The sequence below is a fragment of the Paenibacillus sp. P4_A7 genome (assembly GCF_056402455.1).
The window spans coordinates 1-7697 of sequence record NZ_JBFUHJ010000257.1 but is presented as its reverse complement, the minus strand read 5'-3'; the positions used below and the strand labels follow the sequence as shown (position 1 = coordinate 7697).

Here is a 7697-nt window from a genome sequence, read left to right as displayed (position 1 = left end):
CCCGAAACATATAACACCTTTTCTCCCTTCGAACGAAAATAACGTGCTAGCACATCACCTGGCAATAAACTTGCCAAACGTCCCAAATGCAAAGAACCGTTCGCATATGGCCATGCTCCTCCAATAAAGATATTTGCCATTAAAACTCCTCCTTTATTTGGACACAAAAAAAGCCCTCATCCCAAAGGGACGAGAGCTGTTGCTCACCGCGGTACCACCCAATTTTATCAATACCTTACGGCACTGACCTCTTCAGGTACGACGCATTTGCGTTTATACCCTAGCACTTTAACGGGTGCGGGTTCCGGCGCAGTCTACAACCATATGTGGCTTCGATGCGCAGCTCTGAGACCATATTCCCAACGTTATTCTTTACCCTTTTTCAGCAACCGGGGCTCTCTGTATAAAGACATCACGATGGTACTCTTTCTCTTCATAGCTTTTTTCCGAATATTCAAGTTATTGTAAATAATACGAAATATGAAATCTCATGTCAAGGTTATTATGTGGAGAGCTTGCCACAATATACGATAAGGTTTATCGCAATACCTTTACAGATTGTACCAATACATGGGGTGTTCAGCAATCTGTTCAAACCCCAGTTTATTGGCTACATAGACCGATACATGATTATCTGAATGACAACACCAGTTTGGTATTAGTTTTTTACTACTTAGGCAGTCATTAATAAACCCAATGCCAACTATCGTTGCAAGCCCTTTTTGTTTATATTCTTCAACCGTAATAATATCGATTTCAGCAAAGCCGTTGCCAACGTAAGGGGATGAACAAACGCTGATAATATGATCTTCTTTTATAATAAAATGCCCGACACCCTGCTCATTAAAGTGCTGATCTGAATCCCAAACCAGCTTGTAGTAAGTATAAAAATTCTCTCGATATCTATTCGAGATATCTTCGTTTAATACTTCATAATTCAATCCTTCATCAAGGATAATAGGTACATCTTTGTTTTTCTCAATAAACTTTTGCTCATTAAATCGGAAATAAGAACGTGTTATTTTATTAGCATGAACGAATTGATAGTTCTGTAGTGCGCTCTCCCAATCATCTGTAAATATAGCCAATGCATAAAATCCAATATGGTTATCGGGATTGTTTAGAAAGCTCGCAACCGCATCATTAAACTTCTGATCAGATGCATTCCCAGCAACACAATAAAATCCACCGGAGCTAGTAAGGAAAGTGGCTGTAGGATCAACCCTACTATTTACGAATACTCTTCCTCTTTGATTCTGTTTAATTACAGAGTAAGCAAAAACGGCTTTGTTTTGAATAGCTGTAAACATCGGCAACACTTTACTTAATTCATTACTTTGTAATTCAAACATGACCCACCTCATCTATCTAATTAACAAGCTCATAACTGATGAAAAACGATCTGCAGAGATAATTGAAATGAAGAAATGTTTAAGGTTGATACGTATAGTAATCCTGCGCATGTTCTACTTTGAACCCGACTGATTCATATAACCTTAAAGCATGTTCATTTTTCGTTTCGACTTCTAAGTGTACCGAATACCCGGCGGAACTTTCATCTTTGATGATTCTGCGTAACACTTTTCTGCCAATTCCTTTGCCTTGCTGCTCTGGTAAAATGCAAAATCCGTATATCCACGCTTGCTCCTCTTCTCGATACACACGAATTTTCCCTACCGTTTCTTCGTTGACAACTATCATGAACATATCGTTGTCGTTATCCTCGTCGAGCTCAGTTTCCATTGCTTGTGAATTTTCTTCGTTGAGACCGAACGCTGTAACCGATAAACGCACTCGCATAGCAAAATCATCATGTGTAGCTTGTCGCAGAAAAATACCATCAACTTCTTCTAAAGACCGTTCCTGCCACTTCATTTGATGTTCTGTGAATGCATAGTCAGCACCTTGATTATTCAAAAAAGCTTTTGCTGAATCTGATCGCGCAGGTGCATTCAGTAAGATTTTCTTATATCCTCTTTGTTTGATTGCATCCATTCCTTGCTGGAATAATCGTTGAAAATGTCCCTTTCGTCGTTCGCCTGGTTTCACCATACCGCATACTTCGACTGTTGAACCAAAAGCATACAAACCTAAAAACACTACAAGCTCGCCACTTTCATAATGAAGAAAATCAAGCTGGTCTGAGTCCCGTTTTCTCAACATTTCCCAGTTAAGTTTCAGATGTATATGATCATGCTGTTCACACTCTTTTTGGAGTTGTTCAATATCGAGCAGTTGTTGTGTCGTTAACATAGTTGTCTCCTTTTGCGTTTGAGTTAAAGACAAGATCTATTTGTTCTCTATCATAATCAAGTATCCAATGGTTATATGTAATATATAAGTCTTTCAAAGCTTCAATAGTGCTACCCACTATATCTAAACCCCGGCTATCGTAAAAATGAAAAATGGTGTGTCTGGACGTATTAATGATAAATATAGGTCTATTGGTAAATAAGAACTTCATAACTTTTATATCAGAAACCTTACATTGTAAAACATAACGATATTTTTCCCAGCCTTCATTATCTTCATCATCATCTTCAAGTATAGGAACGGTTTTACAACTAAGATTGCGGAGAAGCTTTGTGTTTTTCATAGAATGCCTAAAGGCATTTATTTTTGCTATTTTGGTGTATTTCCTATTGATATAAAAATAAAGCATTATAAATATATCATCATTTTCATAGTGAGTTTCTTTGAACAATCTAGTTGAACGATAATTAACCTGTTCACAGTATACTTCGTCACTAACCTCCGGATTTGGGTTTCCTATTTCAAATCGTAAGCCTATGTCGGCATTATAAAATAAAGGTTTATCAACCTCTAGGTTAGGAAAATATTGCTCGAGATATTTATCGAGTAAGAGATTAGCATTCATATTGCCCCTCCTAGTTTCAGTTAACTTGCCAATCATAAATTTATTGCATGACAACACCGGTTTTAGCTAACCATTCGTCCTTAATGGCTCCATAAATGACTCTGTCGAGATATTGCCCATGTAAAATTTCGTARCTCCTTATTACGCCTTCCTCAGTAAACCCTAAACGCTTTGGAATAGCCCGGCTTTTGATATTGTTAGTCGCAACACCGATTTCAACTTTCCGTAAATCCAAATCGTTAAAAGCATGTTTTACGAATACATCGCATGCTTTCGACATGAGTCCAATACCCTCAAATTCAGAACCTAGCCAGTAACCTATTTCTGTTCGTTTATTATTCCAATCTATATGTAAAAAACCTATGCAACCTGCAATCTGACCCTTATACCATATGCCAGCCCAATATCCATTACTATCCGAAAACCTATTTAAAGAACGTCTAATGAATGCTTCTGTATCTTCAACGACTATGGTTTTATCAGGAAACTCGAGCCATTGTCTTATAGATTCGCGGCTCCTATTTATTAAATCGTAAAGTTCTTGAGAATGTCTCACTTCAAGAATCGATAGATATGAGTCATTATCAATTATTGCTTTATACATATATTAATCCCCTTTCTAGTTTTTAAGCAGCCAGTTCGTCTAATGATCCCAAACTATTGAGCGCAAGGCTTTTCCATGACCCACTCCATCAACCAGCAACAATTCACATTGAGTTGCCCCATTACTTTTAAGTGATTTAAAAAACGCTTCTGTATGATAGGAACGAATTGTTCTATCATCTTGACCATGAACGAGAAGTAGCTTGCGATGGCGTAGCTTTTCGATATATGAAGGTGGGTATAATATGCTCTTACCCTCCAAATATTCATTCCATTCCCATTCATCCAAACCTCGGAAAACATTTTCATGACATCTCTTCAGATAGGGATGGAGTGTAGTTAAATCATCTTCAGGTTGTGTTGGGTCACTATTTTGTTTTATTGGATCAATCATTGGACAAAATGAAACTGCTGAATCTGCTAAGTCTGACATGGCAAGAGCACAAGCGGCCACTCCACCACCATAACTATTTCCTACCAAAACAAGACGATTAATTGACCAGCGTATCTCTCTTTCAGTAATTAAGTCTTTTGCTTTGCCGGCCGACAGAAGTTCCAATCCTAGCTTTACACCCTCAAGAGAACTAGAAGGACTAAACTTCCCGTAACTCTGCCAACTACCTGGATACCTCGCTTGTAATACGCTAAACCCAGCATTAGAAAGTGGTACAGCCATGTCTTCTGCAACAGAGGTATTTGGTAAGCCCGGACACCATACAATTCCAACTCCATTAGATCTTTCAGGTTGAGCCAAAAATAAATCACCAAGTATATCCCCATTACGAACAAATGCCTGCATCACATACCTCCTTCTTGATACACGATCATAGCTTATCTAACAAAAAATCTWTATGTTCTTTTGAAAGCTTCAACAAATTGAAATTATCTTCCTTTAAAGCTGCGTTAATCCTATTGAATTCGTTCCAAGCCAAATCATATTGATGCTTGTTTATAATGTTACTGAATAAAGCGTCCTCAAGTTCGTCGACATCCTTTTGAACCACTTCGCCCGATGGTAAAACGACAATATCCAAAAATAAATCATCCATCCAAGGCACATTATCCGTACTAACTCCATTCATGTAACAAATATCAATATACCATTGGACTACTTCCCCCTCGGTGTTAAACATTGTTGTTACAGAATGGTACTTATCGGAAGGAAATTGTTGCATCCATAAATATCCATCATCAGCGATGCATATATTTCTATCAAAATATTTAGCGTACAGCGGTTCTTCAACTTTTACAATTTTTAGTAGCGTTAGATGTCCTTCAAAGGTTTCTGTTTCAAGAAACGACTGAACATATTCCCTCTCCAATACACGTTTCCAATTCGATCGATCTCCGTATTTTCTTTTTAACAGACTAAAACCTCCAGTCAAATTGAGAAGTAAATTACTCTTCAGATTTATTGATTTGACCAAATGATACTATTGAGGGCAACTGTAGGTCTTTTAATCGCTCATACTCAGTTATGATATTAGGAACGTTCTGTAAGGTAAGAATCATACCGTCTATAATAGATTTAATTATCAATAAATCCTTTTCATCTACTAGGGATAATTTATCTGTAGAAAACGATAGATGCTTGCCAAAGTTATTTTTGAGACCCTTTGAGATTAAGTCTTGTTCTTTTTCTGAAAACTGCTCGAATTTAGTAATCAATTCTTGAACTAATTCCTTCGACACAAACATCACTCCTATCTTCTTGGAACGGAATTTAACTCTATTTATTTAACTCAACGTATCCTATTCCCATCTCTTCTAATTGATTATCATCAAATCCACTTAAATGATCAGAAGAAACCCTAGAAAATTAGCTAACCCAAGTTTTTGAGCAATAAGATATGCTGGTGGGTTTTCATAGTTTATTTCCTCATCCTTAAAGTCGAAAATTTGCTCAAGATCATCAATGGAGTTGCCTTGCTGTATAACCAATTCTTCTAAGACTTCAAGATCGAATAGTTTTTTCTCAATAACAAGTCCCTCTCCAGCCCAATCTGCTTCATAATCAAACACAAGCTCATTTTTATTATATATTTTAAAAATCCACATATGGTCTTCAAGATAGACATAATAAACTAACAATCCAGGATTCAATTCACTAATGATGTCGTCTACATGTTTCCCTCTATATTCAACTGTAAAGGTAACCCAACCATTCGTTTCCTCATAAACATACCCCGTCATTCCAGCCTTTTGAATGAGATTTACTACTTTTGTTTGATCAAAAGTTTTAAGACTAAAGCTTTCGCTGAACTCACTCGTTTATGTCAACCTCCTAGTAATCAAGCTTCATATAAAATCTTAGATAAATGTTATATTCATCTATTTTCTTTAAACAACAATGCCTTTATCGCAAAACGTGGTAAAATTAATTGTCTTCGCCATCTAGAAGGTTGTTTTATCAATCGATACAGCCATTCCACATTCAATTTTCGCCATATAACTGGTGCTCTCTTTACAGTTCCACCTATGATATCGAGACTTCCGCCGACACCAATAGCTACTCTAACATTCAGCTTATCTTTGAACTTTTGAATCCAGAATTCAGCTTTAGGAGCTCCAATTGCAAGTATAAAAACATCGGGACTCAAATTCGCAATTTCATCTACTATTCGAGTCTCTTCCACCTGCTCAAAAAAACCATGATGTCTACCCAATACTCTAACATTTGGATATGTCAGATTTATTACTTCAACTGCTTTTTTACTCGTCAACTCATCTGCACCCAGAAAGTAGAATGACCATTTTTTTCGGTTACCTGTCTCTAATAATTTAATTAGAAGATCACATCCAGTTACACGCTCAGGTAGTGGATTTCCCTTCAAACGGGAGACCATAACTATACCCATACCATCAGCCGTTAGTAGACCAGCCTCGTTAACAATGGAACGGAGCTGCTGATCATATTGACATGACATGGTTATTTCCGGATTTAGTGTAACAACATGAAACAGTTCCTCACTCTTTTTCGTTAATACTTGATCAATTAACTCAACAGTATCTTCCATAGTTAATTTAGGTACTGGTATTCCCATGATTTGCGAATAGGTCTCCATTTGAATCCATCTACCTCTCTCTCATATATCCATATTTTAGCACGAAGCTGTATACCGAACTATTCATCCCACTATAGATCTTGAGATAAACGGATCATATCCATAACTTGTAACCCATTCTCAAATATTTCTTCCGTGTAATGTCTAATAAAAAAGTCTCTATCAACACCTGTTATTCTGAACCCACATTTCTGATAAAGAGCAAGTTGAACTACACTTGAATTTCCAGTACCGATTTCAATCGTTTTAAAACCCGTCAGCTTAGCCTTTTGAATCGCATGATTCACTAACTGTTTCCCTATCCCTTTGCCTTGGTGGTTTTCATCAACTGCTATATTTACTATTTCAACCGTTTCAGGTMTTGTTGGTAGTAAAACATATACACCAATTATCTGATCATCCAATGTATAAATATAGCATTGACCTCTTTTGACATATTCATCAACAAGTTTCTGGGAAGGGTCTGCAAGTAAAAGTAATTCCATTGGCGGCTGTTCATCTGCAAATAACTTTCGTATCTTCATTCTTTTTTCTCCTTAATATCTGATATTACAAAAAATCTGAAGCCATATTTTCACTAAGCCAACTAGTCATAAAGTCTAACAACTCCGCAGAGTAAGTGTGTGCTTTAGTACCTGACGGAATTGTCTTGACAATTTGCTTCATATTGTCTTCTACTGAAACGGATTCAATGAAACATACTAATTCTGGAATAAATGAATTTAACGCTTCAAAATAATGTCTCTGAGGTTCAATGAACTGTAGATTCATTTCAAATCCTCCACGTCTTCTAAGCGTGTCGCCTTCCTTCCTTTTTCTTAATTCAGTTTCATTTATGTTTAAAAGATAATATTTATCTGGAAAACCGATCTTATGAGAAAGTAATTGCTTACGGTAATACTCCGTGATAAATTCAAGGGTCTGTCCTCCAAAAAGAGTAAAACCATAAGCCCAGTTGTACCAGAAAGGCTGAAACAGATCAATATCAATTACAACAAAACGATGATCTTTGATTTTCTCCTGTGCTATTCTCCATCGGTCAAGCTGACGTTCAAAGAACCATTCAGGATGCTCATGTTCTGGACGTTTCCACCAAGTGTTCACTTCAGGTATATGATAACCGTCGTAACTCAAGGCTAGGGCACTCGATG

Annotated in this window: 12 protein-coding genes and 1 other annotated feature; all 12 genes read right to left on the bottom strand. The window is 36.9% G+C overall.

The window, feature by feature from the left end:
- Positions 1–140 (bottom strand): class I tRNA ligase family protein (locus tag AC1DWN_RS22765; RefSeq protein WP_477561187.1); only part of this gene is annotated, 140 nt, incomplete at its 3' end.
- 42 nt (positions 141–182) lie between these two features.
- Positions 183–446, bottom strand: a binding site (T-box leader).
- A gap of 105 nt (positions 447–551) precedes the next feature.
- A complete protein-coding gene (locus AC1DWN_RS22760) occupies positions 552–1352 on the bottom strand; it encodes a GNAT family N-acetyltransferase (protein WP_477561186.1) in 801 nt (266 codons plus the stop codon).
- A gap of 79 nt (positions 1353–1431) precedes the next feature.
- Positions 1432–2253, bottom strand: coding sequence for a GNAT family N-acetyltransferase (locus AC1DWN_RS22755; protein ID WP_477561185.1), 822 nt, complete (start codon positions 2251–2253; stop codon positions 1432–1434).
- Positions 2222–2878 (bottom strand): DUF3885 domain-containing protein, encoded by a 657-nt coding sequence (locus AC1DWN_RS22750; RefSeq protein ID WP_477561184.1) that lies wholly within the window; start codon positions 2876–2878, stop codon positions 2222–2224. The genes AC1DWN_RS22755 and AC1DWN_RS22750 overlap by 32 nt, the downstream gene beginning before the upstream one ends.
- A 40-nt stretch (positions 2879–2918) precedes the next feature.
- Positions 2919–3482, bottom strand: a complete 564-nt coding sequence (locus tag AC1DWN_RS22745) for a GNAT family N-acetyltransferase (protein ID WP_477561183.1) — start codon at positions 3480–3482, stop codon at positions 2919–2921.
- Between the two features lie 39 nt (positions 3483–3521).
- Positions 3522–4280 (bottom strand): alpha/beta hydrolase family protein, encoded by a 759-nt coding sequence (locus AC1DWN_RS22740; RefSeq protein ID WP_477561182.1) that lies wholly within the window; start codon positions 4278–4280, stop codon positions 3522–3524.
- A 25-nt stretch (positions 4281–4305) separates the two neighbouring features.
- On the bottom strand, positions 4306–4803 hold the full coding sequence (locus AC1DWN_RS22735; RefSeq protein WP_477561181.1) for a ribonuclease FAU-1 family protein: 498 nt from the start codon (positions 4801–4803) through the stop codon (positions 4306–4308).
- Positions 4804–4879: 76 nt separating this feature from the next.
- Positions 4880–5173: a hypothetical protein gene (locus AC1DWN_RS22730; RefSeq protein ID WP_477561180.1), complete on the bottom strand. Its 294-nt coding sequence runs from the start codon at positions 5171–5173 to the stop codon at positions 4880–4882.
- Positions 5174–5272: 99 nt separating this feature from the next.
- Positions 5273–5674 carry a hypothetical protein gene (locus AC1DWN_RS22725; protein WP_477561179.1) on the bottom strand — a complete coding sequence of 134 codons (402 nt, stop codon included), beginning with the start codon at positions 5672–5674 and terminating at the stop codon, positions 5273–5275.
- A 134-nt stretch (positions 5675–5808) separates the two neighbouring features.
- A complete protein-coding gene (locus tag AC1DWN_RS22720; protein ID WP_477561178.1) occupies positions 5809–6525 on the bottom strand; it encodes a WecB/TagA/CpsF family glycosyltransferase in 717 nt (238 codons plus the stop codon).
- A gap of 92 nt (positions 6526–6617) precedes the next feature.
- Complete coding sequence (locus AC1DWN_RS22715; RefSeq protein ID WP_477561177.1) at positions 6618–7070, bottom strand: GNAT family N-acetyltransferase; 453 nt, start codon at positions 7068–7070, stop codon at positions 6618–6620.
- A gap of 25 nt (positions 7071–7095) precedes the next feature.
- On the bottom strand, positions 7096–7697 hold a 602-nt coding region (locus AC1DWN_RS22710), incomplete at its 5' end, for a hypothetical protein (protein WP_477561176.1).

What these genes read in the sequence shown, in the direction of transcription:
- AC1DWN_RS22755 (WP_477561185.1), bottom strand. Translation starts at nt 2,253, where the DNA reads ATGTTAACGACACAACAACTGCTCGATATTGAACAACTCCAAAAAGAG.
- AC1DWN_RS22720 (WP_477561178.1), bottom strand. Translation starts at nt 6,525, where the DNA reads ATGGGAATACCAGTACCTAAATTAACTATGGAAGATACTGTTGAGTTA.
- AC1DWN_RS22760 (WP_477561186.1), bottom strand. Translation starts at nt 1,352, where the DNA reads ATGTTTGAATTACAAAGTAATGAATTAAGTAAAGTGTTGCCGATGTTT.
- AC1DWN_RS22750 (WP_477561184.1), bottom strand. Translation starts at nt 2,878, where the DNA reads ATGAATGCTAATCTCTTACTCGATAAATATCTCGAGCAATATTTTCCT.
- AC1DWN_RS22740 (WP_477561182.1), bottom strand. Translation starts at nt 4,280, where the DNA reads ATGCAGGCATTTGTTCGTAATGGGGATATACTTGGTGATTTATTTTTG.
- AC1DWN_RS22725 (WP_477561179.1), bottom strand. Translation starts at nt 5,674, where the DNA reads ATGACGGGGTATGTTTATGAGGAAACGAATGGTTGGGTTACCTTTACA.